17 protein-coding genes are annotated in these 21,133 nt (G+C 61.0%); 8 read left to right on the top strand and 9 right to left on the bottom strand.

The window, feature by feature from the left end:
* Positions 1-19: 19 nt before the first annotated feature.
* From K0H48_RS22470 to K0H48_RS22455, 4 genes are all read right to left on the bottom strand, one after another.
* A complete protein-coding gene (locus tag K0H48_RS22470) occupies positions 20-1,690 on the bottom strand; it encodes a bifunctional protein-serine/threonine kinase/phosphatase (RefSeq protein WP_219269288.1) in 1,671 nt (556 codons plus the stop codon).
* Entirely contained in the window at positions 1,690-2,901 is a 1,212-nt protein-coding gene (locus K0H48_RS22465; protein ID WP_219269254.1) for a NarK/NasA family nitrate transporter, read from the bottom strand. Before K0H48_RS22465 ends, K0H48_RS22470 begins: the two co-directional genes overlap by 1 nt.
* Before the next feature lie 183 nt (positions 2,902-3,084).
* Positions 3,085-3,660: an ANTAR domain-containing response regulator gene (locus K0H48_RS22460; protein ID WP_053257467.1), complete on the bottom strand. Its 576-nt coding sequence runs from the start codon at positions 3,658-3,660 to the stop codon at positions 3,085-3,087.
* Positions 3,661-3,673: 13 nt separating this feature from the next.
* A complete protein-coding gene (locus K0H48_RS22455; protein ID WP_219269253.1) occupies positions 3,674-4,900 on the bottom strand; it encodes a CmpA/NrtA family ABC transporter substrate-binding protein in 1,227 nt (408 codons plus the stop codon).
* A gap of 288 nt (positions 4,901-5,188) precedes the next feature.
* Between K0H48_RS22455 and sctC the strand changes: the two genes are divergently transcribed.
* From sctC to K0H48_RS22435, 4 genes are all read left to right on the top strand, one after another.
* Positions 5,189-6,646: a type III secretion system outer membrane ring subunit SctC gene (gene sctC, locus K0H48_RS22450; protein WP_219269252.1), complete on the top strand. Its 1,458-nt coding sequence runs from the start codon at positions 5,189-5,191 to the stop codon at positions 6,644-6,646.
* Between the two features lie 206 nt (positions 6,647-6,852).
* Entirely contained in the window at positions 6,853-7,254 is a 402-nt protein-coding gene (locus K0H48_RS22445) for a winged helix-turn-helix domain-containing protein (protein WP_219269251.1), read from the top strand.
* Positions 7,247-7,702, top strand: coding sequence for a transglycosylase SLT domain-containing protein (locus K0H48_RS22440; protein ID WP_219269250.1), 456 nt, complete (start codon positions 7,247-7,249; stop codon positions 7,700-7,702). The genes K0H48_RS22445 and K0H48_RS22440 overlap by 8 nt, the downstream gene beginning before the upstream one ends.
* A gap of 85 nt (positions 7,703-7,787) precedes the next feature.
* Positions 7,788-8,807, top strand: coding sequence for a quinone-dependent dihydroorotate dehydrogenase (locus K0H48_RS22435; protein ID WP_219269249.1), 1,020 nt, complete (start codon positions 7,788-7,790; stop codon positions 8,805-8,807).
* A gap of 136 nt (positions 8,808-8,943) precedes the next feature.
* Here K0H48_RS22435 and K0H48_RS22430 read toward each other — a convergent pair whose 3' ends face one another.
* Positions 8,944-9,159, bottom strand: coding sequence for a ribosome modulation factor (locus K0H48_RS22430; RefSeq protein ID WP_002553055.1), 216 nt, complete (start codon positions 9,157-9,159; stop codon positions 8,944-8,946).
* A gap of 532 nt (positions 9,160-9,691) precedes the next feature.
* Here K0H48_RS22430 and rlmKL point away from each other — a divergent pair.
* Both rlmKL and K0H48_RS22420 read left to right on the top strand, forming a co-directional pair.
* Positions 9,692-11,956, top strand: coding sequence for a bifunctional 23S rRNA (guanine(2069)-N(7))-methyltransferase RlmK/23S rRNA (guanine(2445)-N(2))-methyltransferase RlmL (gene rlmKL, locus K0H48_RS22425; protein WP_219269247.1), 2,265 nt, complete (start codon positions 9,692-9,694; stop codon positions 11,954-11,956).
* A gap of 151 nt (positions 11,957-12,107) precedes the next feature.
* Positions 12,108-14,492, top strand: a complete 2,385-nt coding sequence (locus K0H48_RS22420; RefSeq protein ID WP_219269245.1) for a diguanylate cyclase — start codon at positions 12,108-12,110, stop codon at positions 14,490-14,492.
* Between the two features lie 118 nt (positions 14,493-14,610).
* Here K0H48_RS22420 and dacB read toward each other — a convergent pair whose 3' ends face one another.
* Positions 14,611-16,071, bottom strand: coding sequence for a D-alanyl-D-alanine carboxypeptidase/D-alanyl-D-alanine-endopeptidase (gene dacB / locus K0H48_RS22415; protein WP_219269243.1), 1,461 nt, complete (start codon positions 16,069-16,071; stop codon positions 14,611-14,613).
* A gap of 236 nt (positions 16,072-16,307) precedes the next feature.
* On the opposite strand from dacB, the gene K0H48_RS22410 reads away from it, so the two are divergent.
* Positions 16,308-16,652, top strand: a complete 345-nt coding sequence (locus K0H48_RS22410) for a YggL family protein (RefSeq protein ID WP_017134776.1) — start codon at positions 16,308-16,310, stop codon at positions 16,650-16,652.
* Between the two features lie 37 nt (positions 16,653-16,689).
* Here the strand turns inward: K0H48_RS22410 and K0H48_RS22405 are convergent, their stop codons facing one another.
* A complete protein-coding gene (locus K0H48_RS22405; RefSeq protein ID WP_219269241.1) occupies positions 16,690-17,880 on the bottom strand; it encodes a benzoate/H(+) symporter BenE family transporter in 1,191 nt (396 codons plus the stop codon).
* A 214-nt stretch (positions 17,881-18,094) separates the two neighbouring features.
* On the opposite strand from K0H48_RS22405, the gene K0H48_RS22400 reads away from it, so the two are divergent.
* Positions 18,095-18,859 (top strand): GntR family transcriptional regulator, encoded by a 765-nt coding sequence (locus K0H48_RS22400; RefSeq protein WP_003175499.1) that lies wholly within the window; start codon positions 18,095-18,097, stop codon positions 18,857-18,859.
* A gap of 70 nt (positions 18,860-18,929) precedes the next feature.
* Here K0H48_RS22400 and guaD read toward each other — a convergent pair whose 3' ends face one another.
* Entirely contained in the window at positions 18,930-20,234 is a 1,305-nt protein-coding gene (guaD, locus tag K0H48_RS22395; RefSeq protein WP_219269239.1) for a guanine deaminase, read from the bottom strand.
* A 15-nt stretch (positions 20,235-20,249) separates the two neighbouring features.
* A complete protein-coding gene (xdhC, locus tag K0H48_RS22390; RefSeq protein WP_219269237.1) occupies positions 20,250-21,089 on the bottom strand; it encodes a xanthine dehydrogenase accessory protein XdhC in 840 nt (279 codons plus the stop codon).
* Positions 21,090-21,133 lie beyond the last annotated feature (44 nt).

Raw genomic sequence — 21,133 nt, 5'->3', positions numbered from 1 at the left:
TTGTGTGGGGAATTGCCCTCTAGTGGTGCAGCAGCCAGTACAACAGCACCAGATTGACCAGCAGCGAGACGCTCGCCAGGGTTTGCCAGACCTTGAGCGGCTCGCGCTCCAGCAAGGGCTTGGGTCGCACGCTCAATTCACGGCGGTCGGCCTGTTCCAGCACCAGCAACCATTCTTCGGCGGTTTCATAGCGCTCCGCGGGCTGTGCGGCCACGGCGCGCTCCAGGCTCAAGGGTAACCAGTCCGGTAAATCGGGGCGGTAACGACTGGCGCTGACGGGCTGAGCGAAACGCGGTCGTTGGAAGGCTTCGATTTCGCCGTAGGGGTAATGCCCGGTCAGCAGGTAATAGAGCGTAACGCCGACACTGTATAAATCCTGCTGCGACGTAGGGCGTTCACCACTGAACGCTTCGGGCGCGATAAAGCTCGGGGTGCCGGGCAGCAAATGGGCGCGGTCCTCGGAAAGCCCCGGGCAGTAGGCCAGGCCGAAATCCAGCACACGCAGTTCGCCATCATCGCCCTGCAGCAGGTTTTCCGGTTTGATGTCACGGTGCAGGATCTGCCGTCGATGCAGCAGGCCCACCGCCCGCAGCAAACGCTCGGCAATCGACTGCCATTGCGCCAGGGGCAGCGGGCCTTGTTGCTGGAACAGCTGCGCGAGGGTCTGCCCCGAATATTCACGCATCACGTAGTACAAATGCTGACGCCCGCTGGCTGCATGCACTTCAGGAAATGCGCGCCCGGCCACTCGGCGCAGAAACCATTCTTCCGACAGCAAGGCTTGGCCGGCATCGTTGTCATCGTCGCGGTTGAGCGGCAAGGTTTTCAGCAGCCAAGGTTGCTGCTGGGCATCGCGCACGCGGTACAGCAAGGACTGTCGGCTCTGCGCCAGCACGCTTTCAACCTGCCAGCCCTCAAACCGTTGCCCGGCCTTCAGGAGCGGGGGCAGCGGCCATTGCTGCAACTGCACCAGCGCATCGCCCAGGGTGGCGGCGCCGAGCTGGTCGATACGCACCAGCACGGCGCTGGCATTGTCCTGGCTGGCGGCCAGGTGCGCGGCGTTGACCAGCGTGTTCACCGCCGCGTCGAGATCGGTTTGTTCGCGCAGGATTGCGCTGATGCTGTGATCGCCCAACGTGGCCCACACGCCATCGCTGAGCAGCAGGAAGCACTCGCCCTCACGCAGCTCACCGTCGAGAAAATCCAGCACCAGATGCTGATCCAGGCCGAGGGCGCGCTTGAGCACATGCTGCATGCCCGGTTGTTCCCACACATGATCTTGCGTGATGCGCTGCAACTCGCCGTCCAGCCAGCGATACACCCGGCAATCCCCCACATGCGCCAGGGTGAAGCGCTGGCCGCGAAATACCAGGGCGCTGAGGGTGGTGAGCAATGGCTGGCCACCACCATTGGCCTGCAACCAGCGGTTCTGCGCCAGCAACAGTCGCTCCAGTGCCTGGGCCACGCCCCAGGTTTGCGGCGTGGCGTAGTAATCCAGCGCCAGCGCCTGCAAGGTCGAACGGGCGGCCAGACCGCCGTCGGCGCATTGGCTGACGCCATCGGCGATGGCGCACAGGTAACCCTTGCTGGCGGCCAGTTCCGGCATGGGCGTGACCACCCGCAAGGCGTCCTGGTTTTCTGCCCGCGGGCCGATGGCGCTGGCCTGGGCGACGCTCAGTTGCAGGCTCATCAGACGCGTGCGGCGGTCACGGCGGCCGAGCCCCACGTAGTTCTCCAGCGACGCTTGACGCCGTGCAGGCCGAACCAGGCCAACACGCCAAGGCTGGCAAACAACCACAAGGCCAACTGATAACTGCCGGTGCTCTGTTTGATTGCACCCATGCCCGCCGCCAGGGCAAAGCCGCCGATGCCGCCCGCCATGCCGATCAGGCCGGTCATCACCCCGATCTCGCGGCGAAAGCGCTGGGGCACCAGTTGGAACACCGCGCCATTCCCTGCGCCGAGGCCGAGCATGGTGCAGACGAAAAGCGCCAGTGCGGCGTAGGAACTTGGCAGGTTGAAACCCACAGCGGCGATGCAGATCGCTGCCACGCCGTACATGCCGAGCAGGGTGCGAATGCCACCGAAGCGATCGGCCAGTGCGCCGCCCAAGGGGCGCATCAGGCTGCCACCAAACACACAGGCGGCGGTGTAGTAGCCGGCGGTGACCGGGTTCAGGCCGTACTGGTCGTTGAAGTAGCCGGGCAGGGCGCTGGCCAGGCCGATAAAGCCGCCGAACGTCACGCTGTAGAAGAACATGAACCACCAGCTGTCGCGGTCGCCCAAGGCTTTGAAATAGTCGGCCATGGATTTGGCTTTCGGGCGCTCGGGCGCATTGCGAGCGAGCCAGGCGAACACAATCAGTGTCAGCACCAGTGGAATCAACGCGAAGCCGAACACATTACTCCAGCCGAATGCGGCGGCCAGTACCGGCGCCAGCAACGCGGCAAACACGGTGCCGGAGTTGCCGGCGCCGGCGATACCCATGGCTTTGCCTTGGTGCTCAGCGGGATACCACTGGGAGGCCAAGGGCAGGGCAACTGCGAAGGACGCACCGGCCATGCCCAGGAACACGCCCAGCAACAGGGCTTGTTCGTAGCTATGGATGCCGAGTTTCCAGGCGCCGAACAGGGCGGCGATCACAATCACCTGGCCAATCAGCCCGGCGGTTTTGGGCGACAGCTTGTCGGCCAGCATGCCCATCAAAAAGCGCAGCAGCGCACCCGCCAGAATCGGCGTAGCCACCACCAGGCCGCGTTGCTGGGTGGTCAGGTGCAGGTCGGCGGCAATCTGCACCGCGAGTGGCCCCAGCAGGTACCAGACCATGAAGCTCAGGTCGAAATACAGGAACGCGGCGAACAGGGTCGGGGTGTGCCCGGATTTCCAGAAGCTTGATTTCATCACGCACCTCAACGGTTGGGGGTCTTGTCAGAAGGCCTGTTGGCCCCATTCGCCGGGGCCAAAACGAAAAAAAACGCCGCCATCGAGTTCGCGAGTGCAAACCGGATGGGCGACGTCTTTGTCGTAGAAGGGGCAACCGCCGTTGGCTACCTGTGATGAATGCTTAGCAAGAGCTGCGCCAGTTCAGCCGAGCAGCTCACTCATGGCGATGATCTGCTCGGCCACCTGGATCAGTTTCTGCTGGCGGCTCATGGCTTGGCGGCGCATCAGGGTGTAGGCCTCTTCCTCATTGCAGTGCTTCATTTTCATCAGCATGCCCTTGGCCAACTCGATGCGCTTGCGCTCGGCCAACTGTTGGTCGCGGGCCTGGAGCTGGGCGCGCAGGGCCTGGTCGCTTTCAAAACGGGCCATGGCCACGTCGAGGATCGGCTGCAGGCGCTGGGCTTGGATGCCTTCGACGATGTACGCGCTGACCCCGGACTTGATCGCCTGGCGCATCACGTTCGGGTCGTGCTCGTCGGTAAACATCACGATCGGGCGCGGCTGGTCACGGCTGACCAGCACCACTTGCTCCATCACATCGCGGCCGGGTGACTCGGTATCGATCAGGATCACGTCCGGGCGCACCGTTTCGACGCGCGCCGGCAGGTCGATGGTCAGGCCGGACTCATCGATCACCTCGAAACCGGCCTCGGTCAAGGCGGCTTTGAGGCGTCCGACCTTGCGCGGGGTGTCGTTGATCAACAGGATTCGTAACATAGTCGTGGTCCTGTCAGCGCTGTGCCTGGCGGTTGGTGGAATCCGCCAAGGCATGCAGGCGGAAGCCGCGGGCGTAGGCGGCGGGGTCGGAGCCGTCCCAGATCTTGCCGTCGATCAGCTGGCTGCTGCGCATGTCCTGGGCGGCAGCCGGGACGCCAGCGGCAGCAGCGGCTTGGCGATACAGGTCCAATTGCTGCACCTGGCGAGCCACGCCCAGGTAGTCCGGGTCTTCGCGCAGCAGGCCCCAACGGCGAAACTGGGTCATGAACCACATGCCATCGCATAGGTACGGCAGGTTCACCTCGCCATCGGCAAAAAAGCGCAGGGCGTGCGGGTCTTTCCACTGGTTGCCGAGGCCGTCGTCATAATTTCCGAGCAAGCGGGGTTCGATGCAGTCGAGCGGGGCATCGAGGTACTCGCGGGCGCTGAGCAGTTGTGCGGTGGAACGGCGGTTTTCCTGACTTTGTTCGATGAAACGGCTGGCCTCGAGGATCGCCATGACCAGCACGCGGGCGGTGTTTGGGTATTGGTCGACGAACGCCTGGGTGCAGCCGAGCACTTTTTCTGGGTGATTCGGCCAGATCGACTGCGTAGTGGCCAGGGTGAACCCCTGGTTTTGCTGGACCGCGCTGGCGCACCAGGGCTCGCCGACACAAAAGCCGTCGATGCGCCCGGCTTGCAGGTGCGCGATCATCTGCGGCGGCGGCACCACTACACTGTCGACATCTTGCAACGGGTGAATGCCTTGGCTCGCCAGCCAGTAATACAGCCACATGGCGTGGGTGCCGGTGGGAAAAGTCTGGGCGAACGTCAGCTTTGTACGGCTTTGGTGCACGTGGCGGTCGAGTGCCTCAGGAGTGGTCACTCCCTGCTGTTGCAGGCCGTGGGACAGGTTGATGCTCTGGCCGTTCTGGTTGAGCCCCATCAGTACCGCCATATCGGTGGGCGCCACGCCGCCAATGCCCAGGTGTACGGCGTAGATCAACCCATACAGGCTGTGGGCGGCGTCCAGTTCACCGCTGACCAGTTTGTCGCGCAGGTTGGCCCAGGAGGATTGCCGCTTGAGGTTCAGGGTCAGGCCGTAGGGTTGGGCAAACCCCTGGGTCGCGGCGACCACCAATGAAGCGCAGTCGGTGAGTGCCATGAAACCCAGGTCCAGGCTGCTCTTTTCCGGGGCGTCACTGCCGTTGACCCACGCCAGTGGGTTGTTCACCGGGCTGTTGCCGACCGAGTCGTTCATCAACACCTACCTTTTCTTTCAAAAAAAAAGCATCGTTCCTTCGCATGGCAGTGCAAGCCATTGCCGGGTAACGACGCCTTTGTCTGCAAGCCTGCTCCGACGTTGGCGCGGGCTCTGATGCAGAGTCCGTAGCAAGGCACATGCCACGGGCAGGCGGATGAAGCCTGCCGTCACCTTTCCATCAAGATTGAAACTCGAGTGCCTTTCAGTATGGCCGCTTCTTTGCGCCCGATTGCCAGGAACACTCAAGTTGCCTATCGATTCACCGACCCTGATGAGCTACCACCGATGAGCTCCCGCCGGCTATGCCGCTGGCTGTTGTGCGGCGCGTTGTTGTGGGCCAATGTTCCCGCCTGGGGCGAGAGCTATGAGGCTCGGGATGAAAGCCTGCATACCTTTTTCAGTGCGTTGTCGCTTCCCTTGGGGTTGCCCATCGTCGTCAGCCGCGAAGCGGCGCGTAGACGCATTTGCGGCACTTTCGATCTGGAGGCTGCGCAGCAGACCCTCGCGACAGTCGCCGAGCAGTTGGGCCTGATCTGGTACAGCGACGGGCAGGTGCTTTACCTGTATGACGCCAGCGAAGCAAAAAGCACTGCGGTCGCGCTGCGGCACATTTCGGTCGGTAGATTGCGTGGGTTCATGCGCCGTTCGGGGTTTGATGAATCACGTTATCCACTCAGAGAGAGCGGCGCGCGCACGTTCTATGTTTCCGGGCCACCTAATTATGTGGACCAGGTGTTGCACCTGGCTCAACTGATGGACAGGCCTCGCACCGAAGTGCGTGTCGGTAAACAGGCCTTCGGCGTGGTGCAGGTGTTCAACACCCATGTGGCTGACCGTCAGTACGTCATGGGCGACGACAAGGTCAATGTACCGGGCATGGCCACCATGATCGAGAACCTGCTGGCTATCGAGCAGAAGGATGCCCGGCAGCGCCCCCCGGGGTTGCTGGCTGACAAGAGTCTATTGGTGATGGCCTACCCGGATTCCAACAGTTTATTGATCAAGGGCAAACCTGATCAGGTCAAGGTGATAGAGGAGCTGGTAGCGGAATTGGACAGGCCCAAGCGGCCAATCGAAGTGGCGCTGTGGCAGATCGATGTAGACCGTAAGGAACTCGACAAGATGGGCGTGGCCTGGGCTCAGGAAACCGGCACCGGAGCCTCGGTGACCCGCGTGCTGGAGCCCTTGGACGACAGCCGCTTGATGGCACAGCTCGGTGTGCTTGAGCGTCGACGCAAAGCCAGGGTCACCACGTTTCCCGTGCTGCTTACGCAAGAGAATGTTCCAGCGGTTTTCCAGGCTAATCATACTTTTTACCTGCCCAAGCCTGGTGTCGACAGCGGCAAGTGGGAGCCGGTGGGGTATGGCACCGAAGCCAGCGTGCTACCACGCTTTGCGGCAGCGAATCAGATTGAAATGCAGCTGACCCTTGAGGATGGCCGTCAACTGGACAGCAAACTCAAGCCTGGTTCGGTTGGGGCAGTAGGGCGGCTGGGAATCAACACGGTGGTGCGCGTGCCTTTGGGCAGGCGGTTGTGGCTGGGTGGGTTTGAACGTGAGGGCGGCGTGGGTTCTGGTCGGCGCGCCGAGGTGCGGCTGTTTGTGATCCAGGCCCGGGCGGTCGGCGCAGAGTCGCGGATGCTGGCGGGTGCTCTCGGGCCGCCGCCGCTGACGCAAAGCCAATATGAGCGTGTGCAGCGCGCATTTGTGCGCGAAAACCGCGAAGCCTCTGAAATCCAATAACTCTTTGAGCGCCTATCAACGCGTTTCTGGGTATGTGTTGCCTGGGATAGCCAAAAGTCCTACGTGATACGCACCCAAATCCTCGATTACATGGGTTTTTTCCTAACGTTGTTCAGAGGCCGACTTTCTATAGTCGCGGGGTTGTCGTATCGACCGTTTCTGGAAACAAGGGAATCAATGTCAGTAGATCAGGTACAGAGGTGAATATGACCCTCGAGAATGAAGGGCTGGCGGCCTCGTGGTTTTTTGCCGGATGGACCTTGTATGTTGATGGCCGGTTAACGGGTGAGGGTGTGGATATTCAGCTACCACCCAAGGAGTGGCAGGTGCTGCGGTTGTTGTTGGCATCCGGTGGTGTGCTGATGACCAAAGATCGTTTACTCGAGCAGGCCTGGTCCCGTGGCGAGGTTGCGGAGGAGTCGCTCACCCGTTGTATCTATGAATTGCGCAAGCATTTGAGGAAAGACAAAGGCTTTATAAAGACGATCTATGGCAAGGGGTATCGGTTTACCTGTGCCGTCACCGTTCGGCAACACATCCAACAACAGCCCGGGCAGGCGCGTGTGCCACGCATCTGTTCGGCCTGTGGTCAGGTGAATCATGATTAAGCGTTTGCGCGCCGGCTTGCTGCTGTGCCTGCTGATGGGCAGCTTCCCGGCCTGGGCCAACTGCTGGGAGGCGGTCGCCGGCCGGTATGACATCGAGCCGGAGCTGTTGCAGGCCATTGCGGTCGTGGAGTCGGGCGCACGCACTGGCGCGGTGAACGAGGCAAATAGCGATGGCTCGCGGGATATTGGCCTGATGCAGATCAATAGCATGCACTTGCCTCGCCTGGCCAAGCAGGGGATTACCGAGGAAAGACTGCTGGCCGAGCCGTGTTTATCGATCGAAGTGGGCGCTTCGATTCTGGCCGACTTTATCCAGCGCTTCGGTTACAACTGGACAGCCGTGGGCTCCTATAATGCCGGGCCAGCACCTGGGCGCGAGGCATTGCGCCTGCGTTATGCCGAAAAAATCTGGGCGCAGTATGAGGCGTTGGTTGCACAGCGCCCGTGATGATTGGGCGGCACGCCTCGCACCTGGCGTGCCACCCCGGCTATAATCGCGCCACCTTTCGCCGCCATCCGAGTCTAGCCCGCCCATGTATACCCTGGCCCGCCAGCTGTTGTTCAAACTCTCCCCGGAAACCTCCCACGATCTGTCCCTGGACTTGATTGGTGCCGGTGGCCGCCTGGGGCTCAATGGCCTGGTATGCAAGGCGCCGGCAAAAATGCCCGTGTCGGTGATGGGGCTCGATTTCCCCAACCCGGTCGGGCTGGCTGCGGGCCTGGACAAGAACGGCGCGGCCATCGATGGTTTTGCGCAACTGGGTTTCGGCTTCGTCGAAATCGGCACCGTGACCCCACGGCCACAGCCGGGCAACCCGAAGCCGCGTATTTTCCGTTTGCCCGAAGCCGAAGCGATCATCAACCGCATGGGCTTCAACAACCTGGGTGTTGATCACTTGCTGTCGCGGGTTCAAGCCGCGAAATACAACGGTATTCTCGGCATCAATATCGGCAAGAACTTCGACACGCCGGTCGAGCGCGCGGTGGATGATTACCTGATCTGCCTGGACAAGGTCTACGCCCACGCCAGCTACGTCACGGTCAACGTCAGTTCGCCCAACACACCGGGGCTACGCAGCCTGCAGTTTGGTGATTCCCTCAAGCAATTGCTCGAAGCCTTGCGCCAACGTCAGGAGGACCTGGCCGTGCGCCATGGCAAGCGTGTGCCGTTGGCCATCAAGATTGCCCCGGACATGAGCGACGATGAAACCGTTTTGGTCGCCCAGGCCCTGGTGGATTCGGGTATGGACGCGGTGATCGCCACCAACACCACCTTAAGCCGCGTCGGCGTCGAAGGGCTGGCCCATGGTGACGAAGCGGGCGGCCTGTCGGGCGCGCCGGTGCGGGACCAGAGCACCCATATCGTCAAGGTACTGGCCGCTGAGCTGGCGGGGCGGTTGCCGATCATCGCCGTGGGCGGCATTACCGAAGGCAAGCACGCCGCCGAGAAAATCGCCGCCGGCGCAAGCCTGGTGCAACTCTATTCCGGCTTTATCTACAAAGGCCCGGCGTTGATTCGCGAGTCGGTGGATGCCATCGCGGCTTTGCGCTGATAGATCAGCCAATTTCCGAGCATTAAAAAGGGCTCCAAAAGGAGCCCCCTGGGCCGAAGCCCGCCGCCCGGATAGGACGTGCGTGGTTAAGTCGTTACAAAATCTTCAAGGTGGTTGTCGGATTAAGTGCCCTGTGTCAGCCGACGGCGTGAAGTTCGTTGAGTCTGTGGATTCCCGCAGTGCCAGTCATACCGTCCCAGTTGTCGCCGCGTCCTTCTCGCCAGCCGTTGATCCAGGCTTGGCGTACCGACGGTAGAGTAAATGGGCAAAGCTCACGGGATTTACCATGAACGCCATATTGATATCCGCGTAAAAATGCTCTTTCCAACGGATCACGCTTAAGTCTTCTCATAGGGTGTTTCCCTCACTTGTTGACTGTCTAGATATCCTTCGGCCCCGCTTGGGGCCGGGCAGGGTTTTCCTGCCGTTGGTGGGCTCGCTGCCGGCGTGGCGAGCCTATGTGTCGGCGTCGTTACGGCGCCAACCTGTGTTGAGTTCTAACCAATAGGTCACATGGATTCAATGATCGTTTTGTCATAAGCACGTAACGATAACGATGCTATAGCCATAAGCTGGGATGGCTTTTCGCCCCATTTATTAGGCAAACCCAGCTATGATGTGCCCTGCATAGAGGATGGGTTTAATCCTTTAGTGAGAATGCCCGCCCGTTGCAGTCGGTTATTATTCGACGAAGGGTCGGGATATTTCTTTTTGTTGCAAACATTTATTTATCTGCCCCGGCAATTAAGGCTCAAAAGCCCGGCAGCCGGGGTGGAACGGCACATTCGTGCCACGCGAGCACTCTTCAAGAAAAGTGCTTGATTGAAAACCGAGCCGGCGATGCGTCGCCCGTTCATTTATTGCTGAAAAGCCTGGAATGCCCCATGTCGGACCGTTTTGAACTCTTCCTCACCTGCCCCAAGGGCCTCGAAGGCCTGCTGATCGAGGAAGCCGTCGGGCTTGGCCTTGAGGAAGCCCGCGAGCACACCTCGGCCGTGCGCGGCATGGCCGACATGGAAACCGCCTACCGCCTGTGCCTGTGGTCGCGCCTGGCCAACCGCGTGCTGCTGGTGCTCAAGCGCTTCCCGATGAAGGACGCCGAAGACCTCTACCACGGCGTGCTGGATATCGAATGGGCCGACCACATGGTCCCGGACGGCACCCTGGCCGTTGAATTCAGTGGCCACGGCTCGGGCATCGACAACACCCACTTCGGCGCGCTGAAGGTCAAGGATGCGATTGTCGACAAGCTGCGCACCCCGACCGGCGAACGTCCGTCCATCGACAAGATCAACCCGGACCTGCGCATTCACCTGCGCCTGGACCGTGGCGAAGCCATCCTTTCCCTTGACCTGTCCGGCCACAGCCTGCACCAGCGCGGTTATCGCTTGCAGCAGGGCGCTGCACCGTTGAAGGAAAACCTCGCGGCCGCGATCCTGATTCGCTCTGGCTGGCCGCGCATTGCGGCCGAAGGCGGCGCGCTGACGGACCCGATGTGTGGCGTGGGCACCTTCCTGGTGGAAGGCGCAATGATCGCCGCCGACATGGCGCCTAACTTGAACCGTGAGCTGTGGGGCTTCACCACCTGGCTCGGTCACGTGCCGGCACTGTGGAAAAAGCTGCACACCGAGGCCACCGAGCGTGCCGCCATCGGCATGAACAAACCGCCGTTGTGGGTACGTGGCTACGAAGCCGACCCGCGCTTGATCCAACCCGCGCGCAACAACATCGAACGCGCAGGCCTGAGCCACTGGATCAAGGTGTACCAGGGCGAAGTCGGCACTTTCGAGCCGCGCCCGGACCAGAACCAGAAAGGCCTGGTGATCTGCAACCCACCGTACGGCGAGCGCCTGGGTGACGAAGCCAGCCTGTTGTACCTCTACCAGAACCTCGGCGAGCGTCTGCGCCAGGCGTGCATGGGCTGGGAAGCGGCGGTGTTCACCGGCGCGCCGGACCTGGGCAAGCGCATGGGCATCCGCAGCCACAAACAGTATTCGTTCTGGAACGGCGCATTGCCGTGCAAATTGCTGCTGATCAAGGTCAACCCGGACCAGTTCGTCACCGGCGAGCGCCGTACCCCGGAACAGCGTCAGGCCGAACGTGAGCAAGCCGCTTACGATCAGGCCCCGACCGAGCCGGTCGAGCGCCAGTACAACAAGAACGGCAACCCGATCAAGCCGGCTCCAGCCCCGGTGGTTGAGCAGGCGCGCCTGAGCGAAGGCGGGCAGATGTTCGCCAACCGCTTGCAAAAGAACCTCAAGCAGCTGGGCAAATGGGCCAAGCGCGAAGGTGTGGACTGCTACCGTGTGTATGACGCCGATATGCCGGAATACTCCATGGCCATCGACCTCTACCACGATTGGGTACACGTGCAGGAATATGCCGCGCCGAAATCCATCGACCCGGAAAAGGCCTCGGCCCGTATGTTCGATGCGCTGGCGGCGATTCCCCAGGCACTGAACGTCGACAAGAGCCGCGTGGTGGTCAAACGTCGCGAACGTCAGAGCGGCACCAAGCAGTACGAACGTCAAAGCGCCCAAGGCAAGTTCACTGAGGTCAGCGAAGGCGGCGTGAAGCTGCTGGTCAACCTCACCGACTACCTGGACACCGGCCTGTTCCTCGACCACCGTCCGATGCGCATGCGTATCCAGAAGGAGGCGGCCGGCAAGCGCTTCCTCAACCTGTATTGCTACACCGCCACCGCCAGTGTGCATGCAGCCAAGGGCGGCGCGCGCAGCACCACCAGTGTCGATTTGTCCAAAACTTACCTGGACTGGGCACGTCGCAACTTCTCCCTCAATGGTTTCTCTGACAAGAACCGCCTGGAGCAGGGTGATGTGATGGCCTGGCTGGAAGCCAGCCGCGATGAGTTCGACCTGATCTTCATCGACCCGCCGACCTTCTCCAACTCCAAGCGCATGGAAGGCATCTTCGACGTGCAGCGTGACCACGTGCAGTTGCTCGACCTGGCCATGGCGCGCCTGGCCCCGGGCGGCGTGCTGTACTTCTCGAACAACTTCCGCAAGTTCGTGCTGGAGGACAACCTCAGCGAGCGCTACGCGGTCGAGGAAATCAGCGACAAAACCCTGGACCCGGACTTCGCCCGTAACGCGAAGATTCACCGGGCGTGGAAAATCACCGCGCGCTGATTGACACACTCAAGCTGCACCAAAAAGCCGCAAGCCCGGACTATTCCGGGCTTGCGGCTTTTTTGCACTGGTCAAACGCCAGCCTCATGGCTATAACTTAACGCCTAGCCAAAGTGACACCCCCCGCACGCTGGCGTTGTGAGTGTTGCCTATGCCGATGCAAGCCGTTCGCCCGAAAATACTAGGCTTTATCAGTGAGCAGGCGTCGGCTTGGCTGGTGGCATTGGTGGTGTTATTGGCAGGTGGCGCGCTGACGGGCATCGTCGCCTGGGCGGCCTCCGACCTCTATCAGCAGCAAGTGCGCCAGCGTTTCCAGTTGTTGGTCAACGAGCGCTACACCCGCCTTCAGGAGCGTTTTGAAGACCAGGAGCAACGCCTGGCCAGCCTGCAGCGCTTCTTCGTCAATTCCAGTGATGTGTCCCGCGCTGAGTTCGATGGTTTCGCCAAGCCTTTGCTTCTGCGCGCCCGCGCCTATGCCTGGGCGCCGCGTATATTTCGCGAACAGCGCAACGCTTTTGAACAGGAGATTTCGCGTCAGCGCGGCAGCCCTTTTGCCATTCGTGAGTTGAACGCGTCGGGTGAGCTGGCGCCTGCGCCTGAGCGCGACGAGTATGTGCCGGTGTTGTACAGCCAGACCCAAAGCCTGCTGGGTTCGCCCCTGGGATTTGATCTGTTGGCCCAGCCGCTGCGCCGTTCGGTGCTTGAACGGGTGCAAAAAAGCGGTCGGCCTGCGGTGTCCCAACCCATGCAACTGGTGGGCGTGGAGCCAGCTTATGCCGCCGGGGTTTTGCTGGTGGCGCCGGTGAGCAAACCCGCCGACACCGAGCCCCATGGTTACGTGATGGCAGTGATCAGCATGCGCCAACTGGTTGCCGATGGTTTGCCCAAGCCCAACCGCGACAACCTGGTGATGCAGATCGTCGACACCTCCGACACGCAGCAGCGTGTGCTGTACGCGTCCAGCAACGCCGTAGGCGACAGCAGCCTTGTCGCCGCGCGCCGCCTCACCCTCGGCGACCATGTGTACGCCTTGAGCATTCGCGCCAGTCAGGTGTTCGACCAGGCCAATCACTCCTCGATGCACACCATCCTGGCAATGGGCTTGCTTCTCAGCCTGCTGCTCAGTGCGTTGCTGTATGTGTTGGTCAGCCAGCGCCAGCGCGCGCTCAAGCTGGTGGAACAGCGCACGCAGCAGTTGCACGTGAGGGAGCAGGAGCTGCGCGCCGCTCACGGACAATTGCGCAGTGTGCTGAACGCCGCCACCCATGTTGCGATCATTGCCACTGACCTGCGGGGTGTGATCAACACCTTCAATGCCGGTGCCGAGAAAATGCTCGGGTACAAGTCCGAGGCGGTGGTGGGGCGGCTGACCCTGGAAAGCCTGCATCTGGCCCTGGAACTCGAAGCGCGCGCGGCCAGTTTGAGTGTGACCTTGGGCAAGCGTATTCCGGCGAGCCAGGCGATGCTGGTGGAAAGCCCGGACAATCTGCACGAGGCGCGCGAGTGGACATTACTGCGCGAGGATGGCAGCTACCTGACGGTGAATATGCTCACCACCGTGTTGCTGGACGACTATGGCCTGTGGATCGGGCACTTGGCGATCTACCTGGACGTGACCGAACAAAAACGCGCCTACGAGGCGTTGGCCGCGCGCGACCGCCTACTGAAAAAACTCAGTGCCCACGTGCCTGGCGGGATCTTTCAGTTCACCCTTGAACCCAAGGGCAAAGGGCGTTTCATCTATGCCAGCGACGGTATGCGCGATATCTATGAAATCGACATGGGCGTATTGCAGCAAGACGCGGACAAAGTGTTCGAACGCATTCATCCGCAAGACGTGGAGCGGGTGCGCCTGTCGATCCGGCTGTCGGCGCTGCAGTTGAGCCATTGGCGCGAAGAGTATCGGGTGGTGTTGCCGCAACGCGGCCTGCGCTGGATTCGCGGTGAGGCCACGCCGGAGGAGTTAACCGGCGGTGGCACCTTGTGGCACGGCTACGTGTCGGATATCTCCGATCTCAAGCGCGTCGAGGAGGAGCTACGTGCGCTGTCGATTACCGACTCGCTGACGGGCATTCATAACCGCCGTTATTTTCAGGATCGGCTCAAGGCCGAAATGCTCAGGCTCAACCGAACCACGGGCACGCTGTCGTTGATCATGCTCGATATTGATCACTTCAAGCGCATCAATGACCAGTACGGGCACGCCGTGGGCGATGGTGTGTTGCAGGAGGTGTGCAAGCGCATCGGCCAGCGCCTGCGGCGCACGGATGTGTTCTGCCGCTTGGGGGGCGAAGAGTTCGTGGTGCTGTGCCCGCATACCGATGCCCAGCAGGCTTACAGCCTGGCGATGGAGTTGTGGCAGTCGCTGCGCACCGAACCGATGGAGGTGGTGGGCGTTGTGACCGCCAGCTTTGGTGTGGCCAGCTGGCGCATCAATGAAGGAATTGACGGGCTGCTGCTGCGCGCGGACTCGGCGGTGTATGTGGCCAAACAGGCGGGCCGCGACCGCGTGGAAGCGGAACGCCTGCGCGCCTGATCATTCCCACGCTCTGCGTGGGAATGCCTCTTGTGACGCTCTGCGTCACGTTTTGGGACGCAGAGCGTCCCAGGCTGCGTTCCCACGCGGAGCATGGGAACGATCAGTTAACGATCAGTTACAAGACGGGTGCAGCGGCTGTCAGCTTCGGCTGGCGATACAGGTCCAGCAGCACCTGATCGAGCACCGACGACGCACCCCATGGCTTCGAATCGTTGAGGATCGCCACCACTACCCAAGTGTTGCCGTTGTTGTCGCGGCTGAACCCGGCAATGGCGCGCACGGTGTTCAAGGTGCCGGTCTTGACGTGAGCCTCGCCGCGCAGGGCCGTGGTTTTCAGGCGCTTGCGCATGGTGCCGTCAGTGCCGGCAATCGGTAGCGAGCTGATGTATTCCGCCGCATACGGGCCTTTCCACGCGGCTTGCAGCATGGCCGCCATCTCGCGGGCGCTGACGCGTTCGGCGCGGGACAGGCCGGAGCCGTTTTCCATCACCAGGTGCGGCGCGGTGATGCCTTTTTTCGCCAGCCACTGGCGCACCACGCGTTGCGCGGCTTTGGCATCGTCGCCATCGGCGTCGTTACGGAACTGCGCGCCCAGGCTCAGGAACAACTGCTGGGCCATGGTGTTGTTACTGTATTTGTTAATGTCGCGGATGATTTCCGCCAGGTCCGGCGAGAACGCACGGGCCAGCACTTTAGCGTCCTTGGGCACGGGCGCCTGGATATCACGGCCCTGGATGGTGCCGCCCAATTCCTGCCAGATCGCACGCACGGCGCCGGCGGTGTAGGTAGCGTGATCGAGCAACGACAGGTAGGTCTGCGAACTGCACCCATCACCCAATTGGCCGCTGACGGTCACGGTGACGCTGCCATCGGCGGCAGTGACCGGGCTGTAGCGCACATCGCCCGTGCACTGCTTGGCGTTGGAGACTTTGACCTGGTTGTCGATGCGGATGCTTGCGATCGGCGGCTCGACCGACACGATCACTCGGCCAGCGTCATTGCGGGTGACAAAGCGCAGGGCTTTGAGGTTGACCAGCAGGGCGTCGGGCTTGACCAGGAACGGCTTGTTCTCGTCGTTACCGTCGTCATTGAATTCAGGCAATTGCGGCTGGTTGAAGAAGCTGCGGTCCAGCACCAGGTCGCCGGTGACTTGCTGCACGCCATTGGCGCGCAGGTCGCGCATCAACAGCCAGAGTTTTTCCATGTTCAGCTTGGGGTCACCGCCACCCTTGAGGTAAAGGTTGCCGCGCAACACGCCACCGCTGAGGGTGCCGTCGGTGTAGAACTCGGTCTTCCACTGGTGGTTGGGGCCGAGCATTTCCAGGGCCGCGTAGGTGGTGACCAGCTTCATGGTAGACGCCGGGTTCACCGAAACATCGGCATTGAACACGGTCGGCGTGCCAGGGCCGGTGAGAGGCAGCATCACCAGCGACAGCGAAGTATTGGGTATTTTGGCTTTTTGCAGTGCCTGCTGAACATTCGGCGGCAGGGTGTTGTTGATCGGCGCGGCGGTGACGGAAAAGGCCAGTGGTAGAAGAAAACCGGCAAGTAACACTGAACGAAAAGAATTGATCATAAGAAGTAGAACCCTACTGCTGAGAAGGGTGAAAAAGGCGAGGGGTATGGAAGAAAATCCCTCATTGGTCACGAAAGTGTCGGCATTATGCCCCAAGGTGCATCCAGTTGTAGCTGAACCATAGCCGGTATTAAGGGTTTTTTTGCAGACTAATAGCCGTCCGTCCCAGAGAGTCGGGCAAAGGTCGCCCTAAACTGCTAAAGTGCCGGCCGTTATTACTTAAGAGGATTGTTCCAATGGCGACTAACCGTTCCCAGCGTCTGCGCAAAAAACTGTGCGTTGATGAATTTCAAGAGCTGGGTTTCGAACTGAACCTGGACTTCAAAGAAGACCTGAGTGAAGAAGCTACCGATGCTTTCCTCGAAGCATTCATCAAAGAAGCCATGGAAGCCAACGGTCTGGGCTATGTTGGCGGCGATGACTTCGGTCTGGTTTGCCTGCAGAAGCGTGGCTCGGTCAACGAAGAGCAACGTGCAGCTGTTGAAAGCTGGCTCAAAGGCCGCAGCGAACTGAAAAGCGCTGAAGTCAGCCCACTGCTGGACGTGTGGTATCCGGAAAAGCCGATCAACGCGGCTAAGTGATACTGAAAAAAACGGCGACCCTCGGGTCGCCGTTTTTTTATGCCTTGCGCCAGTTCAGAATCAGCAGCGTCAGCACCCCCGCCACAATCCCCCAGAACGCCGAGCCGATGGAAAACAGCGTCAAGCCAGACGCGGTGACCATAAAGGTGATCAGCGCCGCTTCCCGCTCCTTGGGCTCATTCATGGCGATACTCAAGCCATTGATGATCGAGCCAAACAACGCCAGCGCTGCAATCGACAGCACCAGTTCTTTTGGCAGGGCTGCGAACAACGCTGCCAAGGTGGCGCCAAATACCCCGGCAATCCCGTAGAACACCCCGCACCAGACTGCCGCGGTGTAGCGCTTGCTGCGGTCTTCATGGGCATGTGGCCCGGTGCAGATCGCCGCGCTGATGGCCGCCAGGTTGATGCCGTGGGAGCCAAACGGCGCCAGCACCAGCGAGGCCAGGCCGGTGGCGGTGATCAACGGCGAAGCAGGTACGGTGTAGCCGTCGGCGCGCAGCACGGCGACGCCGGGCATGTTCTGCGAGGTCATGGCCACTACGAACAGCGGGATGCCGATGCTGATGGTCGCCGCCAGCGAGAAGTGCGGCGTGGTCCACACCGGTGTGGCCACTTCCAGGTGAAAACCGCTGAAGTCCAGCAAGCCCATCAGCCCCGACAATAGGGTGCCGATCACCAATGCAGCCAGCACGGCATAACGCGGTGACAAGCGCTTGATGATCAGATAGGTGAAAAACATCCCCAGCACCAACCCGGTGCGATGTTGCGCGGCAACGAAAATCTCGCTGCCGATCTTGAACAGAATCCCCGCCAGCAGCGCCGCCGCCAACGAGGCGGGAATGCGCTTGACCAGTTTTTCAAAGCTGCCGGTCAGCCCGCAGAGCGTCACCAGCACGGCGCAGGTGATGTACGCGCCGATCGCCTCGCCGTAACTGACACCGCCCAGGCTGGTGATCAGCAGCGCGGCGCCGGGTGTGGACCAGGCGATGGTGATCGGCGTGCGATAGCGCAACGACAGGCCAATGCTGCACACCGCCATGCCGATGGAGATTGCCCAGATCCACGAAGAAATCTGCGCCGTGGTCAAACCGGCGGCCTGGCCGGCCTGGAACATCAGCACCAGCGAGCTGGTGTAGCCGGTCATCATGGCGATGAAGCCGGCGACGACGGCCGACGCAGAAGTGTCGGCCAATGGGCGCAAGGGCGCTTGAGTGGCGTCGGTCATGGCGAGGTGTTCCTTTTACCTGGGAAAAAGCGAATTCAAGCCTAAACTCAAACGTAACTACTCATTGCAATACAGCCGCCGCCGCAAATAGCCGTACAGTGTGTTGGCGCACTGGGTTGTGTACAATGTGCCCTGTTTTTAGGTGATACTTGCCAGCGACACGCTGTTGACGTATTACCGTTAATTCGCCGCCGTTCTCTAAACCCGAGTGCCCATGAACGAACAGTTGCAACCTCTCAAGAAACAACCGCGAGCCGGCAAGGCTGGTCGCAGCGGAACCCAGGACGATATCGTCTATGCGCATATCTTCGAGGCCATCCTCGAGCAACGCCTGGCGCCCGGAACCAAATTGAGTGAAGAAGCACTGGGCGAAATCTTCGGCGTCAGCCGCACCATCATCCGCCGCGCGCTCTCGCGCCTGGCCCATGAAGGCGTGGTGCTGCTGCGGCCCAATCGTGGTGCGGTGGTGGCAAGCCCGAGTGTAGAAGAAGCCCGCCAGGTATTCCTTGCCCGGCGACTGGTGGAGCGAGCGATCACTGAGCTTGCTGTGCAACACGCCACCGCCGAGCAATTGGCCGAACTGCGCCAGATGGTCAACGATGAGCGCGACAGTTTCTCACGCGGCGATCGTGGTGCCGGTATCCGTCTTTCCGGCGAGTTCCACTTGAAGCTTGCCGAGGCGGCGAAGAATGCGCCGCTGATCAGCTTCCAGCGCAGCCTGGTGTCACAAACCTCATTGATCATCGCCCAGTACGAAAGCGGCAACCGCTCGCACTGTTCCTACGATGAGCACACTCAACTGATCGATGCGATTGAAGCACGCGACGCGGCACTGGCAGTGAATTTGATGATGCACCACATGGATCACATCGACAGCAAGCTCAACCTCGACGAGGAAAGCGCGTCGGATGATTTGCACGCGGTGTTCTCGCATTTGTTGCAGACCAAGAAGCCAGGGCGTTCTTCGGTCAAACTGTAATTTTCCAGGTTCGCCTGGGACTAAAAATGTGGGAGCCAGCTCCCACATTTGTTTTGTGGTGTTGCTGAAATTAGCGCTGGTGCACCAACTGACCCGCCGCATACGTCTGCAACACCGTCCGGTCATCTCCCAGGGTCATCAACACAAACAACGTCTCGGCAATGTTATTGGCCTGCTTCAAGCGATAGCTGAGCAGCGGCGTTGCGTTGTAGTCCAGCACCAGAAAGTCCGCATCCGTGCCCGGCTGCAACGTGCCGATCTTGTCTTCCAGGCGCAGTGCCCGCGCGCCGCCCAAGGTGGCCAGGTACAGCGACTTGAACGGGCTTAAACGCGCGCCTTGCAGTTGCATGACCTTGTAGGCTTCATTCAGGGTTTGCAGCAACGAGAAGCTGGTGCCACCGCCCACGTCAGTGCCCAGGCCGACATTTAGCTTGTGCTTTTCGGCCATCGGCAAGTTGAACAAGCCACTGCCAAGGAAGAGGTTCGAGGTCGGGCAGAACGCCACGGCCGAGCCCGTCTCCGCCAGCCGTGCGCACTCGTCATCACACAGGTGTACGCCGTGGGCAAACACCGAGCGCTCGCCCAGCAGCTTGTAATGGTCGTACACGTCCAGGTAGCCGTTGCGCTCCGGGAACAGCTCTTTTACCCACTCGACTTCCTGCTTGTTCTCACTGATGTGAGTCTGCATGTACAGGTCCGGGTATTCACCCAGCAGTTGCCCGGCCAGCGCCAGTTGCTCCGGGGTGCTGGTCGGCGCAAAACGTGGCGTAACGGCATAGTGCAAACGGCCCTTGCCGTGCCAGCGTTCGATCAGCGCCTTGCTCTCCTGGTAGCCGGATTCGGCGGTGTCGGTCAGGTAGTCCGGCGCATTGCGGTCCATCATCACCTTGCCGGCGATCATGCGCAGGTCGAGTTTCTCGGCGGCTTCAAAAAATGCATTCACCGACTGCGGGTGCACGCTGCCGAATACCAATGCGGTGGTAGTGCCGTTGCGCAGCAGTTCCTTGATAAAGATGTCCGCGACTTCTTCGGCGTGGGCCTTATCGGCGAACTGGCTTTCACATGGGAAGGTGTAGGTGTTGAGCCAATCCAGCAACTGCTCGCCATAGGCGCCGACCATGCCGGTTTGCGGCAGGTGAATATGGGTGTCGATCAAGCCGGGCGTGATCAGCGCATCCTGATAATGGCTCACGTCGATGTCGGCGGGCAGAGTCGGCAGCAAATCGCTGGCGTGGCCCAAGGCGCTGATTTGGCCGTTATCGATGACCAGCAGGCCGTCTTCGAAATACTCATAAGAGGCTTCGATCCCCACTTCAGCAGGGTCGGCGATGCTGTGCAAAATGGCGGCGCGGTAGGCTTTGCGAGTCAAAGGCATGGTGATCTCAATGGTTTAGATAGCTTGGCTGCGGCGCGAAACCGGCAGCAGTTTGGCAATAGGTTCGGCGCTCGCAGTGTGCTGGCCGAAATTCGCGTTATAGGTGGCGATGATTTCGCCGGCGATGGAGATGGCGATCTCCACCGGCAGTTTGCCCTTCACCTCGTTGAGGCCCATGGGGCAGCGCATGCGTTGCAGTTGCGCGGTGTCGAAGCCGCGATCACGCAGGCGGTGTTCGAACTTGACCCGCTTGGTCTTTGAACCGATCAGGCCGAAATAGGCAAAGTCATTGCGCTTGAGCAGCGCGGCCGTCAGTTCCAGGTCCAGCGCGTGATTGTGGGTCATCACGATGCAGTAACTGCCCACCGGCAGGTCGGCAATTTCGTCGACCGGCTCTTCGCTGACGATTTTACGCACGCCCTGAGGGATGTGTTCTGGAAACTCCTGATCACGCGAGTCAATCCAGCGCACCCGGCACGGCAGGCTCGCCAACAACGGCACCAGCGCGCGGCCGACATGGCCGGCGCCAAATACCGCGATCTGCGCCTGCACCTGGCCCATGGGTTCGAACAGCAACACCGTCACGCCGCCGCAGCACTGGCCCAGGCTGGCGCCGAGGCTGAAGCGCTCTAGGTGAGTGTTTTGCTGGCCGCGCACCAGCATGTCGCGGGCGATCTGCATGGCCTTGTATTCCAAGTGACCGCCGCCGATGGTGTCGAAGGTCTGCGCGGCGCTGATCACCATTTTTGAGCCAGCGTTGCGCGGCGTGGAGCCGAGTTCTTCGATGATGGTCACCAGCACGCAGGGTTCACCCTGGTTCTGCAGGTCGGCGAGGGCGCTGATCCAGTTGTTCATAGTCACCTCCAGTCAGATCGTTCCCACGCTCCGCGTGGGAATGC

It is taken from the genome of Pseudomonas sp. Xaverov 259 (assembly GCF_019352915.1).
Classification (GTDB): Bacteria; Pseudomonadota; Gammaproteobacteria; order Pseudomonadales; family Pseudomonadaceae; genus Aquipseudomonas.
The sequence above is the reverse complement of the archived record's forward strand: the minus strand, read 5'-3'. Positions and strand labels throughout refer to the sequence as shown.